Origin of the sequence: Thiothrix subterranea (assembly GCF_016772315.1) — a bacterium.
GTDB lineage: Bacteria > Pseudomonadota > Gammaproteobacteria > Thiotrichales > Thiotrichaceae > Thiothrix > Thiothrix subterranea.
Window position 1 is genome coordinate 2,188,041 of sequence record NZ_CP053482.1, and the last position, 21,617, is coordinate 2,209,657.

Consider the following 21,617-nt stretch of genomic DNA (forward strand, 5'->3'; position numbering starts at 1 on the left):
GTTTACCTGTTTAATTTACCTGTTTATTACGCACAATAAAAAGGCGTCCCGCAGGACGCCCCATTCAAATTCACCGAAGGCGTGAGGCTTAGTCGTTGCCTGTCAAGCTCATCATGAATTGTACAATATACCAGAACATTAAACCGACACTGGAAAATAACCCCAATGAAGCGCCAACATGCTGATCAGTATGGTATTCGTGAATCATTTGCGAAGTCTGATACAACATCACCGCACCCGCAAACACAATCATAATGCCAAAAAACACCAACCCTAAGGTAAACCCAAACAGCATACTGGCTAAGATCACACCCAGTGCGATAAAGCTACCGACGGTAATAAACGGCGCTAAAAACGAAAAGTTCTTACGGGTAGTGAATGCAGTGAAGGTAATACCGCCCGCCAGCATCAAAGTCAGCAGCGCCGCACTGGGCAGCACATTGGGGTTAGGGGCGAAATTCAACGCGCCGTAAATCAGCGGCGTGGAAATCAGTGAGAAGGCAGCAACGTACATCCCCAAACCGGCGTACTGCATTTCTTTGGAAATCGCTGAATGCGCCCATTTGTCTGCGAAATACGATGCGCCCATGAATAGCGCCATCACAATCACCCAGCTCCACATACTGCCTTGCATCAGTTGCATCAGCGGTTTCGCGACGCCAGATTGGATCAGTAACGTGGTGAGTGCCGCGTAAGCTGCAATTGCGCCGCCTAGATGCAGGTAAGTGCGGCGAATGAAGCCCGCTCGCTCGGTTTCACTGGCATTGGCAACCAGTGTACCCGAATTCATATCCAAGTATGCCATGTTAGTGTCTCCCTTGTTTTCGTTAAGTCAATGAAATGGTAGTAATCATTACATACGAATGGCCATGGGGCTAATTCCCATTCCAGATAAAGTTTGTTGCCATTGTTGCAGCATTTCAGGGGAAGTCGCAGGCCCTACGCGCACCCGAAACCAAGTTGCGCCCTGAATATTGGCGGTTTCGATGCGGCTGCTCAGCCCTTTTTTCTTTAAACGGCTTTGCATGTCGGCGGCTTGGTCTTGGGTTTTGTAAGAACCAATCTGGAAAGCGTTGGAGCCGCTAATGGCTGCCGGAGTGGGTTTCTTGGTTTCTGGTTTGGGGGGGCTGCTGTTTGGGTATCTGCCAGAGCGGGTTTTTTGTCCGCAGCGGGTTTGGGCGGAACAGCGGCTTGTTCAACCTGCACCGCCAATGGTACGTCTATTTCCAGTTGCGGCAATACCGCGTGATAGCTGAAGCCGGGGGCTTCATCGGGGGCTGGTTCTGGCAAATTATCCGCCGCATTCGGCGTATTGCTGGCGATCAGGGTGGAATCGGGTGAAGTGGCGCTATCACCGAGGCTGGTGGTGTTGCTGATGCCGGGTGGGTTGGTGGCGTTCGTATCTGGCGCATTGCCTTTGTTGGCAAGAGCGTACATGCCTGCGCCGATAATGAGTCCGATAGCCACGCCGCCGACCATCCAGCCCAAACCGTATTGCCCAAAAGCACTGCCAGACGCTGCCTGTTTTTTGAAATCTTTGGTCATGGTGTGGTGTCTCGATAGTTAGGGTGTCTGGTGATTATAGCGAAAACTTGAAGAATGAATCACTTATAGGTCACACTTTTCACTTTCAATCTGCCTAGATTTATGATTAGCGGGTTAAAAATCCACGATCAACGGCGAATCCGTCACCTCCCACTGCCCTTTAGCCACGTTTTCGCCCGTCACGCTACTGAACACCAAATAGCTGTATTTGCCGTAATGCGGCAATTTTGCCAACATCGCATCCAAACCGTCGGGGCTGGAGGCATCCAACAACACAATCGCCTGTTCACCCGCCCGCAGCCCCAACGCCAAGGTATGCAAGCCGCAGGTGTAATTGACACTATTCAGCGTATACGCCGCTTCGGTCATGCGAAACGGTTCTTTGGCACGTTCCAGCAAGCCTTGTAACGCGGCATTATCCCCACCCAGCAGAATGACCGTGCCGGTATCCGGCAAGGGTGCATCGTCGTATTGCACCCGCAATTGCGGGTCACGCGCTTTCAGGGTATCCAGCCAGCTTTCCCACGCCACCTGCATCGCCGCATCGGTCTTGCGTGACAGCACATAAGTTTTGTCACTTTTGCCGTTCAGCACGCCAATTGATGCAGGCATTTCTGCCGCATCCGGCAAGCGAAACACATCAAACTCCGGGTCAAGCGCGATTTGCAGCGGTTTGGCAGGCAAGGATAGCGTGAACGTTTGGCTTGCTTGCGTCATCTGCAAGGTGTCGACCTGTTCCGCTTGCCCCTCCGCAAAACGAATCCGCAGCGGCAATGCCAGCGGGTAAACTTTGTCCGCTTGCGCCTGTTGCTTGAGCGTGAGTTGCAAGCGGTAGCCCTTGTCTGCTGGCGTTAAAGTGTGTTCAGCAATTCGCAAACTGGGTGCGCCCGTACCCGCGAGCCAAGTTTGGCGGAATGTTTTATCGGTTTGCCAACTATCCAACAATTGTCCGAACGTGGCGGTTTGAAAGCGGTATTGCTGGTAAAAACGCTTTAACCCGTCAAAAAACGCCTGATCCCCGACCTGTTGGCGTAACATGTGAAACAGCATCAGCGACTTGCCATAGCCAATGGCTTGGGTGGCTTCATCGTGACGGCTGCGGAAATTCATCAGCGGAAAATCGTCTTGCTGCCCGACAAAGGTGGCGTATTTTTGCAAGCTGGTGCGCCGGTATTCCGCGCCTTCACCCATCTGCTGTTTGATGCGCTGATCGGCTAAGTAAGCGGTCAAACCTTCCGACCAATTGCCTTCGCTGGCATCCACGTACACGCTATTGCCCCACCAGTTGTGCAAAATTTCGTGCGGAAACGACGAGTGCAAAATGAATGGCAAGCGGATCACCCGTGACCCCAATAGCGTGAACGACGGCATTCCCCAGCCGGTTTCCCAAAAGCTTTCCACCGTGGCAAATTTGGCGTAGGGGTAATCACCGAGAAGTTCGGAATATTCGGTTAAATACTGTTCGGTGGCTTGCAGGTAGCGTTTTGCCAAGGCTTCATCCGGTGCTTGCAAATAGACCATCGCATTCGCGTGTTTGCCTGCTTGTTGGTAGACGTGGAAGCGTCCCGCCAGCAGGTAAAGGCTGTCTTGTGGTTGGGTTTCTGCCCAGCCAGCGCTGGTTTGCTTGCCTTGGCTTAGGCTCACCCAGCCGTCCGGCAAGCTGACTTGCAGGCTAAAGGTGTGTTGTGCGTTAGCGGTTTGCGGATACCATTGGCTGTTGGCGTCCAAATAAATACCGCGTTCATTCAATAAAATGCAGGCTTCGGTCAACCATGCGCAATCCGGCGTAGAGGTCAGCTTACCACGGTATTTGAGGGTGATTTCCCCTTGCGCGGCGCTAAGTGGAATACTGTAAATACCAGCCGCTTGCGTGGGCTGCGGCGAACCGTCGACGTTAAGCGTAAATTGTGGGTTGAGCATGAAGCTAAATTGCCCGTTTTGCCGCAATTCGGCGGGGATGCGCAGGGTATCTTCCACCTGCAATTCGCCTGTTTTAATATCAGGCGTTACCCGTAAATCGTGGTGTAACACCGGCAACGCGGCGGCAGCGCTCACGCTTGGCAGCCATAACAGCAATAGGATCACAACATGTTTCACAATCGACATACACTATTTCCTGATTTGATGCGGCGCACGTTATTGGCAGCGTGCGTGGTGGTCATTGGCGTATTACCCATCAGCAGCATCGCGGCAACGGTGGAACACGCGACGCTGGATGAGGCATTGGCGCACATCGGTGAACATGTGCCCACCGGCGTGATGCAAGGTAAAGCGTTGCCATTTTCTACCTTAATGGCGAGCTTGGCACAAAACCGTGTGGTGTTTGTGGGTGAAATTCACGATCGTTATGATCATCACCTGCATCAATTGGCGGTATTGCAAGGCTTGCATCAGCGTAACCCGAAGCTTGCTATCGGGGTGGAATGGTTTCAGCAATCGTTTCAGCCGGTGTTGAATGATTATTTGGCGGGCAAACTGACCGAGGTGGAGTTTTTGCGCCGCAGCGAATATTTCGAGCGTTGGGGCTACGATTACCGTCAATTACGCCCGATTCTGGCATACGCCAAAGCCAATGGCTTGCCGGTGCTGGCGTTGAATGCCCAAGTTGAGTTGACCCGCAAAGTGTCAGAAGGCGGTTTGGAAGCGTTGAGCAAAGACGAGCGGGCGCAATTGCCACCGACGATTCACCCGGCGGATGCAGATTACCAAGCACGCTTGCGTAAGGTATTCGAGGCGCACTCGCAAGACCCGCAGCAATTCGAGCGCTTTATGCTGGTGCAGCGGATTTGGGATGAAACCATGGCGTATAATGCGGCAAAGTATTTGAACGCTAACCCCGAACATCAACTGGTGGTATTGGCAGGCGTGGGGCATATCAGTGATGGCGTGGGCATTCCGGCGGATTTGGCGCGGCAATTACCGGGCAGTAAAGTGGCGACCGTTGCCAGCAGTGACAGCCAAGACGCGGCTCCGGCGGTGGATTATACCCTGCTTACCGCAGCGGTGGATTTACCGCCGACTGGTAAATTGGGTGTATTGTTGGATACGCAGGGTAAGGGGTTGAGCATTTCCGCCTTGGATAAAAACAGTGCGGCGGCTAAAGCAGGGCTGCAAAAAGGCGACCGTCTCGCGACCTTGGAAGGCGTGGCGCTGAAAAACATGAGTGATCTGAAATTGGCGTTATTGCAACACCAAGTGGGCAATGCGGTGAAAATGACCGTGGAACGTGCTGGTTCAACAGACCTATTGGCATACACGGTGGTATTACAGTAAATCTTAAAATGATCAGAAAAATCTATTTTTGCTATAATTCAAATGAACATTTGCTGCGGATAATGCGACCCACCTCTAAAGTTTATAGCGAAAAACAACTGGAGGGGCTCTTATGTCAAGCAGAGATTTGGCTGATTATTTGGAACAGCGCGTGGCAATGTTGGGTATTTCGCGCTCGGAAGTGGCGCGTCGCGCCGATATATCGCGGCAAACCTGGTATCGGCTCTTGAGCGCTGATCTGACGGATGCCAAACTGTCCACCATCATGCGCTTGGCAGAAGCGCTGGAAACTCCCCCCTTGCACTTATTGTGTTTGTATTTGGGTGAGGGGCAGACAACCACACCACTTAACGGAGCAAGCAACGATGCAGGCGGATTTTTGGCACGAACGTTGGGAACACCAGCAAATCGGGTTTCATCAAGCGGAAATTAATAGCCACTTACAGGCATTCTGGGGGCAAATGCGCGTACCCGCCGATAGCCGCATTTTCGTACCATTGTGTGGCAAAAGCCGCGATATGCTGTGGTTGCGTTCGCAAAACTTGTTGGTAACGGGCGTGGAAATCAGCCCGATTGCGGTGCATGATTTTTTTGCTGAAAACGGTTTAGAGCCGATCGTCACGCAACAGGGCGCATTTGAGCGCTGGGAATGTGACGGGCTGGTGATTTTGCAGGGCGATTTCTTCGACCTGAGTGCGGCGGATGTGGCGGATTGTGCCGGTGTGTTTGACCGCGCTTCGCTGATTGCGTTGCCGCCGGAGATGCGTACCCGCTATGCGCAACATTTGACGAATATTTTACCGCCTGCGGTGCAGATACTGTTGATTACCATGGAATACGATCAGCGCGAAATGAAAGGGCCGCCGTTTTCGGTGCACGAGGCGGAAGTGCGCGATTTTTATGAAGAGCGCTACGCGGTGGAGCGTTTGCAGGCGCTGGATGTGTTAGCGGATGAACCCGGTTTCCGCCAGCGCGGGCTGACCCGGCTGGATGAAAAGGTGTACGTATTGACCCCGCGTTAAGCTTATTTAGCAGCCGCTGCTTCTGTGGCAGCAATCGCTGACGGGTCGGGGGTTTCAGTTGCGGGCTTATTGAACATATACAGCGCGGCAATGCCGATACCGATGGCAGCAATCACAGCGGCGATTTTCAGTTTGGGGTCACTGTTGCTGGCCTCGTCTGTGCCTAATTGACGCCGAGCTTCGCGGTAAAGGGCGTCGGATTCTTCTTGTTGGGCGCGTTGGTGCGCTTCTTTAATGCTTTTCGCCAATTCGTTGTCGTATTTTTGGCGTTCCATCTCGACGGCTTCCTTCATGCGTTGAGAGCGTAGAAAGTGATCGCCAATTACGCCACAGGCTTCACATTTTTCATTGATTTCCTTGGTTTGCACTTGGGTGTGTTTGCAGGCAGGGCACTTATACAACGCGGCGGTGGGCTGGCTGATTTCGTCGTCTTTGGGGACGAGTTGCAGGGTGGGGCGAATGGCGCAGTGAATCGCCAGCGTTTTGAGTTGTTCGCTGAGCGCTTGTGCGTCGGCTTCGGTGATGTTTTCACGAATTGATACCATGCCGTTGTTGAACAGCAGCGCATCGGATAATTTGAATTCGAGGTAAGGGCTGTGATCGTCCAGCAAATCCAGCACATCGCGTACCAAGGCTTCGACTGACTTTTCAGAACGGTGTCCGGTGACGACCAGATCGAACAGTTCCTGAATTTCAATGGCTTGTGATTCTGACATGGCGTTTTGTCCTGTGTTTTTTATTGTGTGCCTACGCAAGGCAATCTTGGGCAAAGGGTATAAGTAGCCGGACAGGATGTAAACAGTGAGCAGATAAACGTGCTATTGATCAGACGATTTGCGGTGCGGTTTGCCGCATTCACACGCTTCGGGAACGGGGTCAAGACCGCCTTCGTGCCAAGGGTTGCAACGTCCGATACGCCGAATCGCCAACCAACTGCCTTTGAGTGCGCCGTGGGTTTCAATCGCTTCTTTGGCGTAATGCGAACAGGTGGGGTAGAAACGGCAACTGTTCCCCAGCAGCGGGCTGAGGAACAATTGGTAGAAGCGGATGATGGCGATGAGGAGGTGTTTCATGCCGCAACTTCCTGCTGATAATCCGCATATAAACGCTCTAACTGCTCAAAGTCACCATCGAACGTCTCGATTTCAAGGACATAGTATTTGGCAGCCGCGAAGTGAAAAATATCAAATTTGTATTTTTTCTTATCCGGTACTTTGATGTTTTTGTACTGTGAAAAGCGAAATAGATTTTCTGCCAATTCAGCAACTTCGGACGTTATTTGAAAAAGTCCGAATGTTGCTAATTGTTCATTAATAAATTGATAGTCATCTTGTTTGTGCCACTTTATTCCACATAAGACCTCGTAACGAATGAGTGGTGTCACTGCCAAATTAGCTTCCTCTTCTAGCAAACGTTCAAAGTGAGCTTCGGTTTTTGAATCGTGTGTATCGAACACGCCAATCAATAGGTTGGCATCCAGTAATACATTTCGCATTATGATGCTTTCCTTTCACGCAAGTATTTCAGTAGCTTTTTCTTGGCTTCTTTTTGTGCATTGCTAACGGGGCGATCAAGTGCTAAACGATTTAAGTCTATGTGGAAAGCTTGCTTCAGCAAGTCAATCATGGCGGTGTTACCCGGATTTTTGATTTTGTAGGTACGCACGATGTCATCGGCATCGCGCCGTAGCTCATAGGCTTCGCCATCTTCAAGTTGGCTCAATACCAACGGGGAATGCGTAGCAATGAAAAATGTGGTGTTGGGAAACAACTTTTTGAGTGTTGGAATGATCTTAACCTGCCATTCCAAATGGAGGTGGCTCTCGATTTCGTCGATTAGGACAATACCTTTGGTCTTTTGAAGCTCTTTTTCTTGCGAGATATTTCCATAAGCTGAAATCATTTCAGTAAGTATTTTGAAAATGGATACAAAACCAGTACTAAGTTCGGATAGTTCTTTTTCTTTGCTATTAACTCGGATGAAAATATTCTCTTTTTCATCCATTTCAAGAAAGTTGCTATCATATTGAGGATCAATTTCATGCAGGCAATGCAGGATTGTCATTAAGTAATGTTGTCGATTATTTTTTGTACGCTGAAATATGCTTGAGAGTGCTACACTTTCTTTTATCCATTTACGTAAAAAATCACTGTTTTTGCTACCATCTTTAAATTGACCTCTACTCTCTGTATTAATTAAAGTATAGGCATTATCTTTGCTATCCAAGATAAGGAAATCAAAAATTGTTTCGAGTAGTTTAGTTTTACCAACGCCATTTGCACCGATGAAGACGTATGCTTGCTTGCTGGGGTCGAGGTCAAGCTCGATTGTGCCAACACCTTGCACGTCGTCTAGTCGTAAGTGGGTTAAATCCAGCATTGTCGTTGCTCCATCGGTAGAACCATTTCCGCTACTGTAGCAGAAATGGTTCAGTGTCGGTAATCAGGTGCTTAGTGTTGGTTGCTTCTGGCTCTGATGGAATCAAAACTATCATCCACCAACAACTCGCCATTACGGAACACGGGGCGCAGCAAATTGCTTTCCCACGACAGTGCATCCTCGCGGATGGTTTTGATCACGCCCGCATCCCTAATCACCGCCAGCCGCCCACGCTTGGAATGCTTGCCGGAATCTGTGACCGGCTGCTTATACACATCGCGCCATGCGCCATTGATTTGCATCGCGGAAGCCTTCATCGCAAAGCGCAAGGTATCGCGATTAACCTTCTGCAACAGCCCGCCACCCATGCCAAACGCGACATTTTCGGTCGAAAAGCCAGCCTGTTGAATGCGTTGCAAAATCACGCCGATGGAATCCACATCCACCCCATCGCCCTGAATCACGCGCACGCAATCGCTCAACACTTTGTAGCCCTTGCTGTTTACGCGACCACCGAATTCGGCATACAAACGCTCCAGCACTTCCGGCACGATCTCTTCCGGCACGCCGGAATCGGGGCGAATCACCACGGTTGCGCCGCTGTTTTCGACTTGCGCCCGCAATTGCTTGCCCCAAATCTCAGAAACGGCGTGGTAAATGTCGTAGGAATCGGACACTACAGCGAGCAATTTCCCCGCCTGCCCAAATTGTTGCAGCATATTCGCGTAAGCATCCGCCTCACCATCGCGCCCCCATGCGGTGATGGTGGAATGTTCTGCCGCTGGGATTGAAAAGCCAGCCATGTCTGCGCCGTAATACTTACGCGCCGCCAGCAATGCCACCACAGTATCGCCACCCATGAAATTGACCAAATGCGCCATGCCACCGAGCGCAGCGGATTCGTGCGAAGACACCCCGCGTGCGCCAAAGTCATGCAGCTTGAACGGCAACTCCGCCGTCGGATTGTCGCAAGTCGTTTCAAGCGCTTGGCGAATGCTTTGCTTCACCTGCCACGACAACGTGGCAACGGTGGTGGGATACCACACCGCCCGCAACAACGCCGTTTCCAGATACGAGGTTAGCCAAAACGCTTGCGGGTCAGTGTTGCGGATTTGCACCAACGCATTGCCGGTAGGAACAATCATACCTTCGGGCAACGCTTGGATTTCAATCGGCAAAAAACCGCCGTGTTGCTGCACAATCTGTTCCCAGCCTTGGCGTAAAAACGGCACACCATGCGCGGCAAACAACGCCTCCGCCTCATCAATATCCGCCGTAGTGACAGGCTTAAGCAGGTATTCCTTGATAAACGCCTGCAAGCCAAAGAACAACGTTTGCGGAAACTGCCCGCCGCGCGATTCGATGTAGGATGACACCACTTGCGTCCCTGCTGGGTATTGCAAAAAGTGGCTGGCTTTGTAGCTGTCAGTGTTGAGAATCAAGTTAGTGAACATAGGAAATCCTCCTGTGTAGTGGTATGAGTGGCAGTCTATCCGCCACTGTTTTACCCCTCGCCCCTTGAGGGAGAGGGGGCTAGGGGTGAGGGGTTCTTCACCCAATCATCGTCTTAATAATCTGGAAATGGTCTTCAAACAAGCGTTCGGGATCAAGGTCGCCCAGCGGCATCCAAAAAGCGTGTTGCGCATCATCGCCACCTTTCACTTTCGGCAAACCGTGCGCATCGGGTTTGAGTTCGATCAGAAACGCATGGGTAATGGTGCGCCCTCGCGCCGAACGGTACGGATCGTCGAACACTTGCTCTTTCACAATCGAACCCGCCAACACGGGTGCAGGTACTTTGATGCGGGTTTCTTCACGCAATTCGCGGATTACCGCATCGCGCAGCTTTTCGTGCGGGTCAAGGAAACCACCGGGTAATGCCCATTGCCCTTTGCCGGGGCGAGCTTTGCGTTCGATCAGCAAGATGTGTCCGGCTTGCACCACCACCGCATCGACGGTAACAAACGTTGGTGCGTAGGGCGCGGCTTCCCAGCCTTTGCGGTATTGGTTGACGAATTCCCACTCGCTGGCAATGTGCTGGAAGGTGTTAGATTCGCGAAAGGTTGCCAGCCAAGTTTGCACCGCATTCGGCAATTCGCCTTGCGTCGTACCGTGTTGGAAATACTGTTCGCGCAACGGTGTAGACGACACTCCGCGCACGTTTTCCACCGCGACCGATTGCCATTGCGGAAACATCGACAGGTAATAGGAACTGTGGTCTTTGCTGTGCCCAATCAAGCCAATGCGTGGCGCAGCACTGCCCACTTTCGGCGGAAAACGGCAGGTAATGCCATGCACGGTTTGTTGCACACGGGTAATCCAGCCTTGCTCGTTGTAGGTGTCATCCAGCAACGGCGCGAGAATCAAGCGTTCGCCTGCGTCAGGAAACGTGGCACGGATAAACGTTTCACGCTCGGCAAATGTCCAAGGATTACGCAAGGTACGCGGCTGACAACTCGAACCGACCAGCACAATCACGCGCTCGGCACGTTGCAACGCGGTTTCCACCACGGCTTGATGTCCCGCGTGAAATGGCTGAAACCGACCAATGAAGACCAGAAAATCAAAATCAGGTTTGAACATGTCAGTAAGCTCCTTACTGAGAATGGTTGGGCTTGGTCTATCCAAGCTGTTTATGATTAAACGCGCATTGTCACAGCGCGTCAATGCCAAATATCTGCCAATTTGCACCGTTTAAATGTTAGAATTTTCAACATACAAGGGCTAAAACGTCTCGCGGGGGCAGGGCATGTTGGAAAATCAGAACTTTTGGCTGGAAATCGTCAAAATCATCCCGTCTTTTTTATGGGTCATCGGCGCATTTATCGCGCTGTTTTTGTGGTATGACCTGCATTCACGCCAAACGCTGGCGGGTTATTACACGCAGCAAGGGCAGGATACGGCGAGCGATTTACGCTACGTGGAACGGGCATTTGAGGATGTTCTCAAAGTTGCACACAAAAATCCGCATTGGCATGTGGAGGTGGCAGACACCGATAAAACCCAAATGGTACAACGCTTGCGCCGCAATCGGGATGTGTTGCGCGAACGGCGCGTGCTGTGGCTGGATGATCGCCCCGATACGCTGGCTAACGAAATCCGTTTGTTCCAACAATTGGGTGTGGAAGTCGAAACGGTGACGGCGGTGGGCGATGCGCTAGGGCATTTGCGCATGGGGCATTTCGATTTGCTGATCTCGGATATTGCTCGCCCTGACGGGCAAGCGAATGGCTTGGCGACCTTGCAAACGCTGCACGATCATTACCCCGCGCTACCGGCGTTGTTTTACGTGGGCAATTTCAATGCGCAGGATGGCGTGCCGTTGGGCGCATTTGGCATCACCAATCGCCCCGATGAATTGCTGCATCTGGTGTTGGATATTGTCGAACGCAAACCGCCGCGCATTGAGATTTTATAGATTGTTATGAGTCAGACAATCCGTTTTGTGGAATGATTGCGGCGGGCTATACTCACTCCATCGACACAACAAACACACAATGGAGTCAGCTCATGGACATCAATATCGGCATCCCCAACGACCAACGCCAAGCGATTGCTGACGGGCTTTCACGTTTGTTAGCAGACACTTACACCCTGTATCTGAAAACCCACAATTATCACTGGAACGTGACCGGGCCGATGTTCAATACCTTGCATCTCATGTTCGAGACGCAATACACCGAACTCGCACTCGCGGTGGATTTGGTGGCAGAGCGCATCCGCGCGTTGGGCTACCCCGCGCCCGGCACGTATGCGGCTTACAGCAAACTCTCCTCGATCCAAGAAGAAGAGGGCGTACCCAAAGCGAATGAGATGATCCGCAAATTGGTGGAAGGTCAGGAGGCGGTAGTGCGTACTGCTCGCAGTATTTTTCCACTGGTCGATGCGGCAGGCGACGAACCCACCGCCGATCTATTGACCCAGCGGATGCAAATCCACGAAAAGAATGCGTGGATGTTACGCAGCATGTTGGAATGATTAGTGAACGGCGATGACGATGTGTAGAGACGCAAAATTTTGCGTCTCTACGGTGGTGGGTACTGGCACGGATGTGGGTTAATTCAACGCCTTTAATGTCAGCGACACGCTCGCCAGCAACAACAACACCCCAATCAGGCGCGTCATGTGCGTTTGCGTCAACCCCGTGTGCACATGACCGCCTACCCACAATGCCCCCAACATCACAGGCAACGCAAACAACGCATTCCACCACACCGTTTGCGCCATCAGTAAACCCGCTATAAAAAATGTCGCAATCCGCACCGCGCCTTCGATGAAAAACAGTGCCGAAAACGTTGCCCGCAACAGCGTCTTATCCTGAATCCGGTGATTCAAATAAATCACATACGGTGGCCCGCCTGTACCAAACAGCCCGCCCACCGTGCCACCCGTGAACGAAGCCGGTATTGCCCACCACGCCGACACCGGCTTTTCACCCTTCAAATTCAACAAACTGCGCACCGCAAACACGAAGATAAACGCCGCCAAGATCAGCAACATTGGCGTAAGCGGTAAATTCACCAACAATTGCGTGCCAACAATCACCCCGATTAAGCTAAACGGAATCAACATGCCGACTTCACGCCATTGCACCCGTTTCAAATCCAACCCGCCCATCACCAGCGACGCAGTGAAATCCAGCAGCAAAATCAGCGGCACAACAAACGTTAATGGCAAAAATAACGCCAACAATGGCACGGCAACCAAGCCTGACCCAAACCCCGCAATGCCGCGAATAAAATACGCCAGCACCACAATCGCCGTCGCAGTGGCATACTGCCAGACTTCCATCAGGCGTACAGCGTCTTAGGGTCAATCAACACTTCACGGTCAATAATCACCTGATCGCCTTCCACTTTATTGTAAAAGCACGAACGCCGTCCGGTATGGCACGCAGGCCCCGTCTGATCGACCAGCAGCAGAATCGTGTCCGCATCACAGTCGATACGGAATTCCTTCAACACCTGCATCTGCCCCGACGATTCACCCTTGCGCCAGAACTTATTGCGCGACCGTGACCAATAGCAAACGCGCCCGGTTTCCAGCGTTTCTGCGATACTTTCACGGTTCATCCACGCCATCATCAGCACTTCGTGGGTGTCGAATTGCTGGGCAATCGCAGGGATCAAGCCATCGCTGTTGTATTTGAGGGAGTCGAGGGTTTCAGTTAACGTCATGGGAATTCCTGTATCGGCAGTCGGTTAGTGGTGCGAGTATACCAGCATGTTGTAGGATGTGACCCATCCTTGACTTAGATGAAATAAACCACACATGATAACCCTGTACCAATTCAATTCCTGCCCGTTTTGCTGGAAAGTAAAAGCCTTCCTCAACTACACCAAAATCCCGTATGACGTGGTGGAAGTGACCCCGTTTGGGATGAAAGAGCTGGATTTTACCGATCACAAAAAAGTTCCCGTGCTGAAAGATGACGCGGAAATCGTGGTCGAATCCAGTGCGATTGTGCGTTACCTGAACGACAACTACGCACATTTGTTGCCTGCGCCGCAGGATGACGAATGGCTGACGTGGGTAGATAACACGCTGGTGCATTACTTGCCACCGTTGATGCACCCCAATATCGGCAAATCCTTTAAAAACTTAGGGTTGGTGATGACGGGCGGGAAGGATGGCGCGGTTAAGCGTTTCTTCGTGCGGCTGGTCGGTGCAATGGTGATGCCGCGTGTCGCCAATAAAATGAAGCTGAAACACAGTATTCAGAATCCTGCTGCTGAGTTTCAGACTGCTTTAGCGCATTGGGTTGATAAGGGTTTGGCTGGCAAAGACTTTTACGCGGGTGAACAACCGGGTTTGGTGGATACCAGCGTGTTTGGCGTGTTGCGTTCCGCGCAAGGCATGGGGATTTTGGAAGCTGCCGCTGTGACGAATCCCGCGTTTGGGCGGTGGTATGAGGCGTGTCGGGGGATGATGGGGGCGTAACAGGCTGATTATGCTATGCTGAGTCTGGTCTGCTAACCGGAGTTTATTCGCCATGATCCGCTTTCCTTACGGTATCAGTAATTTTCAGAGCATCCGTACCGAGGACAATCTGTACCTTGATCGCACTCAGCATATCCGTTCGTTAGAAGCGGCGGGCAAGCAATTGGTTTTCCTGCGTCCGCGCCGTTTTGGTAAATCCCTGCTGCTGTCTACGCTGGCGAATTATTACGATGTTAAGACGGCTGATCAATTTGAAACCCTGTTTGGAGGACTGGAAGTCGGGAGTAACCCAACTCCCGAACACAATCGTTACCTGATCTTGCGCTGGGATTTTTCCAAAGTATCCGCGCAGGGCAACATTGATGACATTAAAAACAGTTTGTTTAAACACCTGAATGTGTCAATAAAAGGCTTTATTCATCATTATGCGGCGTTGTTGCAGGAGAAAGTGGAGGTTGAACCCGACGCACTCGCGTCTTTCCAGTCTCTGTGCAATAGCGTTAGCAGCAGTGGTCAACAGCTTTACCTGCTGATCGACGAATACGACAATTTCGCCAATGAAGTGCTGGTACGTGACCCGCACAACAGCCAGCGTTATCAGGACTTGCTGGAAGGTGAGGGTATCCTCAAATCGGTATTCAAAATCATCAAAGGCAGTGCTGCCGAGGGCAGAATCGGGCGGGTATTCATTACGGGCGTGTCGCCCTTAGTATTGGCGGATATGACCAGCGGTTATAACGTTGCTACTGACATTTCCCATGACGAAGATTACAGTAACTTGTGCGGTATCGCGCCCACTGAATTACAAGACTTGGTACAAACCGTGGTCGGGCAGTGTGGACAAAGCGTCGAACAAGCCCAAGAAATTCTCAGTACCCTGCGCGAGTTTTACAATGGCTACCGTTTTTGCAGTAATCTCAATCACCCCAGCGTCTATAACCCCACGCTGTGCTTCTATTTTTTGCGCCATTACCAACGCCACTGCACCGCGCCGCGCCAAATGCTCGACGGCAATCTGATGATGGATGCCTCACGTATCCGCTACCTTGCCAGCCAGCCTAGCGGCACGGGTGTGGTAGAGCGTATTCTCGATGAAGAAAGCACCATCACGCTGGATATTCTCGAAACCCGTTTCGGTGTGGAAAAACTCGCCGATCTGCAACAGGATGAAAGTTATTTGCTGTCGCTGTTGTACTACTTCGGGGTGTTGACGATTGTGGATACCGATATTCTGGGAAAGCTGACGCTGGGCATTCCCAACCTCGTGACCCGCGCGTTGTACGTGGATGAATTGCGTCAGCGCATCCTGCCTGCCCCGAAGGAGCGTCACGCGGTGGCGGCTATGGCAGAAAAGTTCTACCAATCCGCTGAACTCCAGCCGCTGGCAGATTATCTGGAAAAAAAATACTTCGCCGCTTTCAATAACCGTGATTATGCGTGGAGCAATGAACTCACCATCAAAACGGCGTTTTTGACCCTGCTATTCAACGACATCTATTATGTGGTGGATTCCGAAACCGCGCTGCAACGCCGCTATGCTGATCTGGTACTGGTGATCCGCCCCAGTATGCGCCAATACCCCACCCTGAAAGACATTGTGCTGGAATTCAAATACCTATCACTAAGCGACCTCAAACTCAGCGGTGAGCAAGTACGCGCCCAATCCCGCGAAACCTTGGCACAACTGCCAGCGGTACAAACAGCGCTGCACGACGCGCTACAGCAATTGCAGCACTACCGCGCCGTGTTGGCAGAAAAATACCGCGAGCCGGAACGTTTGCGCTGTCTCGCGGTGGTATCGTTGGGTTTTGATCGCGTGGTTTGGCAGGAAGCTTAAATAACCTGCCCCGGCAATTTGCGCGTATACCCCGCAGCATCTAGCTTCGCCAGATATTCCACCCAGTTCTGTTCCATGTTTTTGCCCAGCTCATACAGCAAGTTCCAGTCGTAAATCCCGCTGTCGTGGTTGTCATCAAAGGTCAACTGAATAGCGTAATGTCCCACTGGCTCAATGCCCTTGATATTCACGTTTTCCTTGCCGATTTGCAGCTTTTCTTGCCCAGGCCCATGCCCGCGCACTTCAGCCGACGGTGAATTGACCCGCAAGTATTCGCAACTCAGCGCGTGGACTTCATCGCCCGGCCAAGTAATCAGCAATTCACGGGTTTTCTGGTTCAGGGTAATATCAAGTGGTGTCATCGTTGGTTCTCTTTACAAAATATAACGGCTAAGGTCTTCGTCTTTGACCAATTCGCCCAAAATCTGATTGACGTAAGCTGCGTCTACCGTCATTTGGTCTTCGCAATCGGGCGCTTCAAACAGCACATTTTCCAGCAAACGCTCGACCACCGTGTGTAGGCGGCGTGCGCCGATGTTTTCGGTGCGTTCGTTGACTTCAAAGGCAATTTCCGCAATCCGCCGAATCGCATCGGGGGCAAAGGTCAGCTTTACGCCTTCGGTTGCCAGCAAGCCCTGATACTGTTCGGTCAGGGATGCATTCGGTTCGGTGAGGATGCGTTCAAAGTCATTCGCGCTCAAGGCATCCATTTCTACACGAATTGGCAGCCGACCCTGTAATTCCGGTATTAAGTCGGAGGGTTTAGCGACGTGGAATGCGCCGGAGGCAATGAACAAAATATGGTCGGTTTTGACCATGCCGTATTTGGTGTTGACGGTGCAGCCTTCGATCAATGGCAGCAAATCGCGTTGCACGCCTTCGCGGGAAACGTCTGCGCCGCTGGTTTGCCCGCTACGTGCCACTTTGTCGATTTCGTCGAGAAACACGATGCCGGTTTGCTCGACTGCAAACAAAGCGCGTTGCTTTAGCTCTTCTTCATTGACCATTTTGTGGGCTTCTTCTTCGGTCAGGACTTTGAGCGCGTCTTTGATCTTCATCTTGCGCTTGCGCTTTTTGTTGCTGCCGATGTTTTGGAACATGCTTTGCAACTGGCTTGCCATTTCCTCCATGCCCGGTGGGGTCATGATTTCCACGCTTGCACCGCCAACCGCCACATCCAGCTCGATTTCTTTATCGTCGAGTTCGCCTTCGCGCAATTTTTTGCGGAATTTTTGGCGGGTGGCATTATCTTCACGCACGGGTTTGACGGGTTCGTCATCACCTGTGGACAGCCATTCGTTGACGGGTGTTTCCTTACGGGGTGCAGGTAACAGGATGTCGAGGATGCGTTCTTCTGCCGCTTCCTGAGCGCGGTAGTTGACCTTGGCAACTTCTTGCTCGCGCATCATTTTCATCGCCATGTCCGCCAAGTCGCGGATGATGGAATCGACTTCCTTGCCCACGTAACCGACTTCGGTGAATTTGGTGGCTTCGACCTTGATGAACGGTGCATTGGCGAGTTTGGCGAGGCGGCGGGCAATTTCGGTTTTACCGACACCCGTGGGGCCAATCATCAGGATATTTTTCGGGGTCACTTCCGGGCGCAGCGCGTCATCGAGCTGCTGCCTGCGCCAGCGGTTACGCAGCGCAATGGCGACGGAACGCTTGGCCTTGTCCTGACCAATGACGTGCTTGTCGAGTTCTTGGACAATTTCGCGGGGGGTCATCGTACCGACGCTCATTAGAGTTCCTCAATGGTCAGGTTGTGGTTGCTGTAAATGCAAATATCAGCGGCAATGTGTAAGCCTTTTTCGACGATTTCGCGGGCGGAAAGCTCGGTGTTCTCCAGCAAGGCGCGAGCAGCAGATTGTGCGAATGCGCCGCCTGAGCCGATGGCGATTAAATCGTTTTCTTGCTCAATCACGTCGCCGTTGCCGGTGATTAGCAGGGAGGCGGTGGCATCCGCGACGATCAGCAGCGCTTCTAATTTGCGTAACATGCGGTCGGTGCGCCAGTCCTTGGCGAGTTCTACCGCAGCACGGGTGAGGTTGCCGTTGTGCGCTTGCAGCTTGCTTTCAAAGCGTTCAAACAGGGTGAAGGCATCGGCAGTGCCGCCAGCGAAGCCTGCAATGACTTTGTCATTGTACAGGCGGCGTACTTTGCGGGCATTGCCTTTCATGACGGTATTGCCCATCGTCACCTGACCATCGCCACCCACGACAACTTTGCCGTTGCGGCGCACGCTTAGGATGGTGGTTCCTCGATATTGTTCCAAAATGCGCTCCAGATGCTTTTAGGTAGGCTATAGCGTGTGGGTATTGTGAGTAAATTTCAAGGGCTAGGGCGAACCCGTATGCGCATAAAAAAATATTGTTTAAGAAACTACCGTAATGCAGGTATTATGCTGGCTGAACTTCGGTATTTTTACTTTAAACTTCAATAAGTTATTCTTACTACATTGTTGTTTTGATACCACAGTCATTGTTTGCTTTTTGAGCCTTAAGGAGGTGCATCATGAGTATAGTTGGTTTGATCATTTTTGCGATCATTGTACTCGCCGCTTGTTATACCTCTCATTGCTTGCAGCAGGGTGCACGGCGTGAAAATTTACCTCGCGAAATTGAGAAGCTGTTGTAAAGCAGTTTCTTTGACGTAGACTATTTCAAAAATCAACACCACCCCATTAATTAAACCTGCCCGCATAAAGTGGGCAGTGTTTTATCTACTCATTGATCACCCTATTTTTTGTGTACCAACCTGTTGCTTTGTGAATGAGTGAGCTATGCTCATTCGTAAGGGCTTATTGTCAATGGTGCGCAATTTTTATATGGGATTTTGATCGAATGCGGCAAGAAAACACTGCGCTTATCCTGTTAGTGGATGAGGCATGTGAGAGCGAAAATTTATTCTGTCATGCGCAAGCCGCAATCGCAGCAGGTGCGCAAAGCCTGTTATTGCTGGCGTGTGAGCGCAATGGCTTGACTCCGGCATCGGTGGATGTTGGCTTGCAAGCCTTGCCCGTACCAGTCTTTGGCGGCATTTTCCCACAAATTGTGGTCGGTTCGCGCCGCTTGGAACAGGGTTATGTGGTGTGTGGCCTGCCGTTTGCGGTGACGGTCGAATACGTCGCTAAACTCTCAGACCCTAGCGCGGATTACCGTTCCGCCCTCGCTGCCTTAACCGCTACGGTTAACCCGCCGCAAACGTTGGTGGTGTTGGTTGATGGGTTGAGCACGCGGATTTCAGCTTTACTGGAAAGCCTCTACGGTGAATTCGGCGATGAATGCACGTATATCGGCGGCGGTGCCGGTTCGCTCAGTTTTCAGCAGCAGCCGTGTTTATTCAGCAATCAAGGTTTGGTTGGCGATTGCGCCCAACTGACCGCGTTGAATCTTCCTGTTAGCATTGGCATTGAACACGGCTGGCATAGCTTTGCAGGGCCTTTTTTCGTGACCGGCTCACAGCATAACACCGTATTATCATTGGACTATCAACCCGCGTTTGAGGTTTATCGCCGCGTGGTGGAAGCGGATAGCGGGCGTTCGTTTGCGGATACGCCGTTCTTTGAATTGAGCAAGGCTTACCCGTTCGGGTTGGTGCGTTTGACCAAGGATGTGGTGGTGCGTGACCCGTTATTTTGCCGCGACAATGCGATTACGTGCATTGGTGAAGTGCCTGCGCATCACATGTTGTACATCCTCAAAGGCGATGCGGAACATTTATTGCTGGCGGCGCGTGATTGCACCTTAACGGCGTTATGCGCCCAGCCTGCGCCATGCATGGCGTTGCTGTTTGATTGCGTGAGCCGCGCCTTGTTTCTCGACCACCGTTTTCAGGAAGAACTCGACACTATTCGCGCCCATTTACCCGCTGATTTGCCGCTGTTGGGCGTCTTGTCGCTGGGTGAAATTGCGGATGCAGGCAATGCGTGTCTGGAGTTTTTTAATAAAACCACGGTATTGGGGATTGTTGCCGACGCATGAGTACAACATTAGAACTGGTATCGGTGCAATACGCCTTGGCGTTACTTGTCGGGCAAAGTCTGGATTTGCGCACGATGTTGCACCAGTTTCTGCCGCCCGCCTTGAAACTGCTGAATTGCCGCAGTGGTTATCTGTGGCTACGCCGCTGTGAGCCATTTGACACAATTCCCGGCATTGAGCCTTGTTTCAGTTACCCTAAGCTGAAAATTCCACTGGCGGATAAGTCCGCAAACCTCGCGGCGGCGATTCAACCGATTGCGGATAACGCTTGGTTGTTGGCGCAGCCGCTGGATATTGTGGAAACCGATGGTAGTTACCGTCATCTGCTGCCTATTGGTCAATCCGGGATGCTGGTGTTACAGCGTGACGCGCCACTGTCGGCGGCTCAGTTACAGGCGCTAACTCCGGTTTTAATGCGTTTGGAAACCGCGTGCTTGGCGTGTGTGCAATACGCCAATTTGGAAGCCGCGCGTCAGGAAGCCGAACGCGCGAATCAGGCAAAAAACGAATTTTTGGCGATGATCAGCCATGAAATCCGTACCCCGATGAACAGTGTGATGGGGCTGACTGATTTGCTGGGGTACAGCGAACTTGCGCCTGCGCAACGCGAATACGTGGAGTTGATTCGGGCATCTTCTGGCGCGTTGCTGGATATTATCAATGAGATTCTGGATTTTTCGCGGATCGAATCCGGGGCGACCCGTTTAAACAATGCGCCATTCAATGTGCGGGCGTTGCTGGAAACGGCATTAGTGCCACTGGCAATGGCGGCGCGTCATAAGGCTATCGCTTTCGATTGGCGCATTGCGGCGGATGTGCCGGAAACTTTGCAAGGCGATGCTGGGCGCTTACGGCAAGTGCTGATCAATTTGGTCGGCAATGCGCTTAAATTTACCAACAGTGACGGCAAGATCGCGATTGCAATCAGCGCTGAACCAAACCCTCCAGCGGGCTATGCGCGGGTAAGGTTTAGCGTGCGCGATACCGGTATTGGGATTGCGGCGGAACAGCTTGCGCTTATTTTCCAGCCATTCCAGCAAGCGGATAGCCGGATTTCACGGTGTTATGGCGGCACGGGCTTAGGGCTGACCATTTCCGCCCAATTGGTCGCGATGATGGGCGGGCAATTGCAGGTTGAGAGCCAGCTTGCACAGGGCAGTACCTTTCATTTCACCTTATTGCTGCCAACCGAAGTCACGCAAACCCCGGCAGCGCCTGTCACTAATGCCTTGGGCATGGTGCCACGCCCGCTGACGATTTTGTTGGCGGAAGACAATGAAATCAATGGCATGTTTACGCGCTTATTGCTCAATAAAGTCGGGCATCAGGTGACGGTGGTGGTAAACGGGCGTGAAGCGCTGGAAAGCTGGCAACAGCAGCGCCCGGATGTGATTCTGATGGATATGCAAATGCCGGTAATGGATGGCGTCGAAGCCACGTTGCTGATTCGTGCTCATGAGCAAATGACCGGCACGCACACGCCGATTATTGCGCTGACGGCGAATGTGCTGGCGAGCGACCGCGAACGTTGCTTGCAAGCCGGTATGGATGATTTCCTCAGTAAACCTTTCGAGTTGCCGGTGTTACTGGCTGTGCTGGAATGCGTAACCCGCCTATAATCAGGGGTTTCATCGCCTG

25 protein-coding genes are annotated in these 21,617 nt (G+C 51.9%); 10 read left to right on the forward strand and 15 right to left on the reverse strand.

What is annotated here, in order from left to right:
• Positions 1 to 88: 88 nt before the first annotated feature.
• From HMY34_RS10755 to HMY34_RS10770, 4 genes are all read right to left on the reverse strand, one after another.
• Positions 89 to 805: a Bax inhibitor-1/YccA family protein gene (locus tag HMY34_RS10755; RefSeq protein ID WP_202715495.1), complete on the reverse strand. Its 717-nt coding sequence runs from the start codon at positions 803 to 805 to the stop codon at positions 89 to 91.
• 48 nt (positions 806 to 853) lie between these two features.
• Positions 854 to 1,027 (reverse strand): SPOR domain-containing protein, encoded by a 174-nt coding sequence (locus HMY34_RS10760; RefSeq protein WP_202719179.1) that lies wholly within the window; start codon positions 1,025 to 1,027, stop codon positions 854 to 856.
• A complete protein-coding gene (locus tag HMY34_RS10765; protein WP_202715496.1) occupies positions 1,012 to 1,545 on the reverse strand; it encodes a hypothetical protein in 534 nt (177 codons plus the stop codon). Before HMY34_RS10765 ends, HMY34_RS10760 begins: the two co-directional genes overlap by 16 nt.
• 114 nt (positions 1,546 to 1,659) lie before the next feature.
• Positions 1,660 to 3,651 (reverse strand): M1 family metallopeptidase, encoded by a 1,992-nt coding sequence (locus HMY34_RS10770; protein ID WP_202715497.1) that lies wholly within the window; start codon positions 3,649 to 3,651, stop codon positions 1,660 to 1,662.
• Here HMY34_RS10770 and HMY34_RS10775 point away from each other — a divergent pair.
• From HMY34_RS10775 to HMY34_RS10785, 3 genes are all read left to right on the forward strand, one after another.
• Positions 3,634 to 4,818, forward strand: coding sequence for a ChaN family lipoprotein (locus HMY34_RS10775; RefSeq protein WP_202715498.1), 1,185 nt, complete (start codon positions 3,634 to 3,636; stop codon positions 4,816 to 4,818). The two genes, HMY34_RS10770 and HMY34_RS10775, sit on opposite strands and share 18 nt — an antisense overlap.
• A 112-nt stretch (positions 4,819 to 4,930) precedes the next feature.
• Entirely contained in the window at positions 4,931 to 5,251 is a 321-nt protein-coding gene (locus HMY34_RS10780) for a helix-turn-helix domain-containing protein (RefSeq protein ID WP_202715499.1), read from the forward strand.
• The gene (locus tag HMY34_RS10785; protein ID WP_202715500.1) at positions 5,184 to 5,840 is read left to right on the forward strand and encodes a thiopurine S-methyltransferase; all 657 of its coding nucleotides are present in this window, start codon (positions 5,184 to 5,186) and stop codon (positions 5,838 to 5,840) included. The genes HMY34_RS10780 and HMY34_RS10785 overlap by 68 nt, the downstream gene beginning before the upstream one ends.
• Before the next feature lie 2 nt (positions 5,841 to 5,842).
• Here HMY34_RS10785 and HMY34_RS10790 read toward each other — a convergent pair whose 3' ends face one another.
• From HMY34_RS10790 to HMY34_RS10815, 6 genes are all read right to left on the reverse strand, one after another.
• Positions 5,843 to 6,556: a hypothetical protein gene (locus HMY34_RS10790; protein WP_202715501.1), complete on the reverse strand. Its 714-nt coding sequence runs from the start codon at positions 6,554 to 6,556 to the stop codon at positions 5,843 to 5,845.
• A gap of 102 nt (positions 6,557 to 6,658) precedes the next feature.
• The gene (gene yidD, locus HMY34_RS10795; RefSeq protein WP_202715502.1) at positions 6,659 to 6,913 is read right to left on the reverse strand and encodes a membrane protein insertion efficiency factor YidD; all 255 of its coding nucleotides are present in this window, start codon (positions 6,911 to 6,913) and stop codon (positions 6,659 to 6,661) included.
• Entirely contained in the window at positions 6,910 to 7,335 is a 426-nt protein-coding gene (locus tag HMY34_RS10800; RefSeq protein WP_202715503.1) for a PIN domain-containing protein, read from the reverse strand. The genes yidD and HMY34_RS10800 overlap by 4 nt, the downstream gene beginning before the upstream one ends.
• Positions 7,335 to 8,219 (reverse strand): AAA family ATPase, encoded by an 885-nt coding sequence (locus HMY34_RS10805; RefSeq protein WP_202715504.1) that lies wholly within the window; start codon positions 8,217 to 8,219, stop codon positions 7,335 to 7,337. Before HMY34_RS10805 ends, HMY34_RS10800 begins: the two co-directional genes overlap by 1 nt.
• A gap of 71 nt (positions 8,220 to 8,290) precedes the next feature.
• Entirely contained in the window at positions 8,291 to 9,673 is a 1,383-nt protein-coding gene (locus tag HMY34_RS10810; RefSeq protein ID WP_202715505.1) for a nicotinate phosphoribosyltransferase, read from the reverse strand.
• A 97-nt stretch (positions 9,674 to 9,770) separates the two neighbouring features.
• Complete coding sequence (locus tag HMY34_RS10815; RefSeq protein WP_202715506.1) at positions 9,771 to 10,802, reverse strand: bifunctional nicotinamide-nucleotide adenylyltransferase/Nudix hydroxylase; 1,032 nt, start codon at positions 10,800 to 10,802, stop codon at positions 9,771 to 9,773.
• 166 nt (positions 10,803 to 10,968) lie between these two features.
• On the opposite strand from HMY34_RS10815, the gene HMY34_RS10820 reads away from it, so the two are divergent.
• Both HMY34_RS10820 and HMY34_RS10825 read left to right on the forward strand, forming a co-directional pair.
• Positions 10,969 to 11,637, forward strand: coding sequence for a response regulator (locus tag HMY34_RS10820; protein WP_202715507.1), 669 nt, complete (start codon positions 10,969 to 10,971; stop codon positions 11,635 to 11,637).
• 92 nt (positions 11,638 to 11,729) lie between these two features.
• The gene (locus HMY34_RS10825; RefSeq protein ID WP_202715508.1) at positions 11,730 to 12,197 is read left to right on the forward strand and encodes a Dps family protein; all 468 of its coding nucleotides are present in this window, start codon (positions 11,730 to 11,732) and stop codon (positions 12,195 to 12,197) included.
• Positions 12,198 to 12,275: 78 nt separating this feature from the next.
• On the opposite strand, the gene HMY34_RS10830 is transcribed toward HMY34_RS10825, so the two are convergent.
• Together HMY34_RS10830 and hisI are read right to left on the reverse strand one after the other, a co-directional pair.
• Positions 12,276 to 13,010: a sulfite exporter TauE/SafE family protein gene (locus HMY34_RS10830; RefSeq protein ID WP_202715509.1), complete on the reverse strand. Its 735-nt coding sequence runs from the start codon at positions 13,008 to 13,010 to the stop codon at positions 12,276 to 12,278.
• Positions 13,010 to 13,396, reverse strand: coding sequence for a phosphoribosyl-AMP cyclohydrolase (gene hisI, locus HMY34_RS10835; protein WP_202715510.1), 387 nt, complete (start codon positions 13,394 to 13,396; stop codon positions 13,010 to 13,012). The genes HMY34_RS10830 and hisI overlap by 1 nt, the downstream gene beginning before the upstream one ends.
• A 94-nt stretch (positions 13,397 to 13,490) precedes the next feature.
• Here hisI and HMY34_RS10840 point away from each other — a divergent pair, with 94 nt between their 5' ends.
• Positions 13,491 to 14,159, forward strand: coding sequence for a glutathione S-transferase family protein (locus HMY34_RS10840; RefSeq protein WP_202715511.1), 669 nt, complete (start codon positions 13,491 to 13,493; stop codon positions 14,157 to 14,159).
• A gap of 52 nt (positions 14,160 to 14,211) precedes the next feature.
• On the forward strand, positions 14,212 to 15,996 hold the full coding sequence (locus HMY34_RS10845; RefSeq protein ID WP_202715512.1) for an AAA family ATPase: 1,785 nt from the start codon (positions 14,212 to 14,214) through the stop codon (positions 15,994 to 15,996).
• Here HMY34_RS10845 and HMY34_RS10850 read toward each other — a convergent pair.
• The 3 genes from HMY34_RS10850 to hslV are packed head-to-tail and all read right to left on the reverse strand — an operon-like array spanning position 15,993 to position 18,271.
• The gene (locus HMY34_RS10850) at positions 15,993 to 16,358 is read right to left on the reverse strand and encodes a gamma-butyrobetaine hydroxylase family protein (protein WP_202715513.1); all 366 of its coding nucleotides are present in this window, start codon (positions 16,356 to 16,358) and stop codon (positions 15,993 to 15,995) included. The genes HMY34_RS10845 and HMY34_RS10850 overlap by 4 nt on opposite strands.
• Before the next feature lie 12 nt (positions 16,359 to 16,370).
• Positions 16,371 to 17,738 (reverse strand): ATP-dependent protease ATPase subunit HslU, encoded by a 1,368-nt coding sequence (gene hslU, locus HMY34_RS10855; protein WP_202715514.1) that lies wholly within the window; start codon positions 17,736 to 17,738, stop codon positions 16,371 to 16,373.
• On the reverse strand, positions 17,738 to 18,271 hold the full coding sequence (gene hslV / locus HMY34_RS10860) for an ATP-dependent protease subunit HslV (RefSeq protein ID WP_202715515.1): 534 nt from the start codon (positions 18,269 to 18,271) through the stop codon (positions 17,738 to 17,740). The genes hslU and hslV overlap by 1 nt, the downstream gene beginning before the upstream one ends.
• A gap of 239 nt (positions 18,272 to 18,510) precedes the next feature.
• Here hslV and HMY34_RS20385 point away from each other — a divergent pair, with 239 nt between their 5' ends.
• From HMY34_RS20385 to HMY34_RS10870, 3 genes are all read left to right on the forward strand, one after another.
• Positions 18,511 to 18,633, forward strand: a complete 123-nt coding sequence (locus HMY34_RS20385; protein WP_266096929.1) for a hypothetical protein — start codon at positions 18,511 to 18,513, stop codon at positions 18,631 to 18,633.
• 206 nt (positions 18,634 to 18,839) lie between these two features.
• Positions 18,840 to 19,979 (forward strand): FIST signal transduction protein, encoded by a 1,140-nt coding sequence (locus HMY34_RS10865; RefSeq protein WP_202715516.1) that lies wholly within the window; start codon positions 18,840 to 18,842, stop codon positions 19,977 to 19,979.
• The gene (locus tag HMY34_RS10870; protein WP_202715517.1) at positions 19,976 to 21,598 is read left to right on the forward strand and encodes an ATP-binding protein; all 1,623 of its coding nucleotides are present in this window, start codon (positions 19,976 to 19,978) and stop codon (positions 21,596 to 21,598) included. The genes HMY34_RS10865 and HMY34_RS10870 overlap by 4 nt, the downstream gene beginning before the upstream one ends.
• The last annotated feature ends 19 nt before the right edge of the window (positions 21,599 to 21,617 follow it).

Coding starts and splice junctions, on each gene's coding strand:
- HMY34_RS10755 (WP_202715495.1), bottom strand. CDS start 805: ATGGCATACTTGGATATGAATTCGGGTACACTGGTTGCCAATGCCAGT.
- HMY34_RS10760 (WP_202719179.1), bottom strand. CDS start 1,027: ATGCAAAGCCGTTTAAAGAAAAAAGGGCTGAGCAGCCGCATCGAAACC.
- HMY34_RS10765 (WP_202715496.1), bottom strand. CDS start 1,545: ATGACCAAAGATTTCAAAAAACAGGCAGCGTCTGGCAGTGCTTTTGGG.
- HMY34_RS10775 (WP_202715498.1), top strand. CDS start 3,634: ATGTTTCACAATCGACATACACTATTTCCTGATTTGATGCGGCGCACG.
- HMY34_RS10770 (WP_202715497.1), bottom strand. CDS start 3,651: ATGTCGATTGTGAAACATGTTGTGATCCTATTGCTGTTATGGCTGCCA.
- HMY34_RS10780 (WP_202715499.1), top strand. CDS start 4,931: ATGTCAAGCAGAGATTTGGCTGATTATTTGGAACAGCGCGTGGCAATG.
- HMY34_RS10785 (WP_202715500.1), top strand. CDS start 5,184: ATGCAGGCGGATTTTTGGCACGAACGTTGGGAACACCAGCAAATCGGG.
- HMY34_RS10790 (WP_202715501.1), bottom strand. CDS start 6,556: ATGTCAGAATCACAAGCCATTGAAATTCAGGAACTGTTCGATCTGGTC.
- yidD (WP_202715502.1), bottom strand. CDS start 6,913: ATGAAACACCTCCTCATCGCCATCATCCGCTTCTACCAATTGTTCCTC.
- HMY34_RS10800 (WP_202715503.1), bottom strand. CDS start 7,335: ATGCGAAATGTATTACTGGATGCCAACCTATTGATTGGCGTGTTCGAT.
- HMY34_RS10805 (WP_202715504.1), bottom strand. CDS start 8,219: ATGCTGGATTTAACCCACTTACGACTAGACGACGTGCAAGGTGTTGGC.
- HMY34_RS10810 (WP_202715505.1), bottom strand. CDS start 9,673: ATGTTCACTAACTTGATTCTCAACACTGACAGCTACAAAGCCAGCCAC.
- HMY34_RS10815 (WP_202715506.1), bottom strand. CDS start 10,802: ATGTTCAAACCTGATTTTGATTTTCTGGTCTTCATTGGTCGGTTTCAG.
- HMY34_RS10820 (WP_202715507.1), top strand. CDS start 10,969: ATGTTGGAAAATCAGAACTTTTGGCTGGAAATCGTCAAAATCATCCCG.
- HMY34_RS10825 (WP_202715508.1), top strand. CDS start 11,730: ATGGACATCAATATCGGCATCCCCAACGACCAACGCCAAGCGATTGCT.
- HMY34_RS10830 (WP_202715509.1), bottom strand. CDS start 13,010: ATGGAAGTCTGGCAGTATGCCACTGCGACGGCGATTGTGGTGCTGGCG.
- hisI (WP_202715510.1), bottom strand. CDS start 13,396: ATGACGTTAACTGAAACCCTCGACTCCCTCAAATACAACAGCGATGGC.
- HMY34_RS10840 (WP_202715511.1), top strand. CDS start 13,491: ATGATAACCCTGTACCAATTCAATTCCTGCCCGTTTTGCTGGAAAGTA.
- HMY34_RS10845 (WP_202715512.1), top strand. CDS start 14,212: ATGATCCGCTTTCCTTACGGTATCAGTAATTTTCAGAGCATCCGTACC.
- HMY34_RS10850 (WP_202715513.1), bottom strand. CDS start 16,358: ATGACACCACTTGATATTACCCTGAACCAGAAAACCCGTGAATTGCTG.
- hslU (WP_202715514.1), bottom strand. CDS start 17,738: ATGAGCGTCGGTACGATGACCCCCCGCGAAATTGTCCAAGAACTCGAC.
- HMY34_RS20385 (WP_266096929.1), top strand. CDS start 18,511: ATGAGTATAGTTGGTTTGATCATTTTTGCGATCATTGTACTCGCCGCT.
- HMY34_RS10865 (WP_202715516.1), top strand. CDS start 18,840: ATGCGGCAAGAAAACACTGCGCTTATCCTGTTAGTGGATGAGGCATGT.
- HMY34_RS10870 (WP_202715517.1), top strand. CDS start 19,976: ATGAGTACAACATTAGAACTGGTATCGGTGCAATACGCCTTGGCGTTA.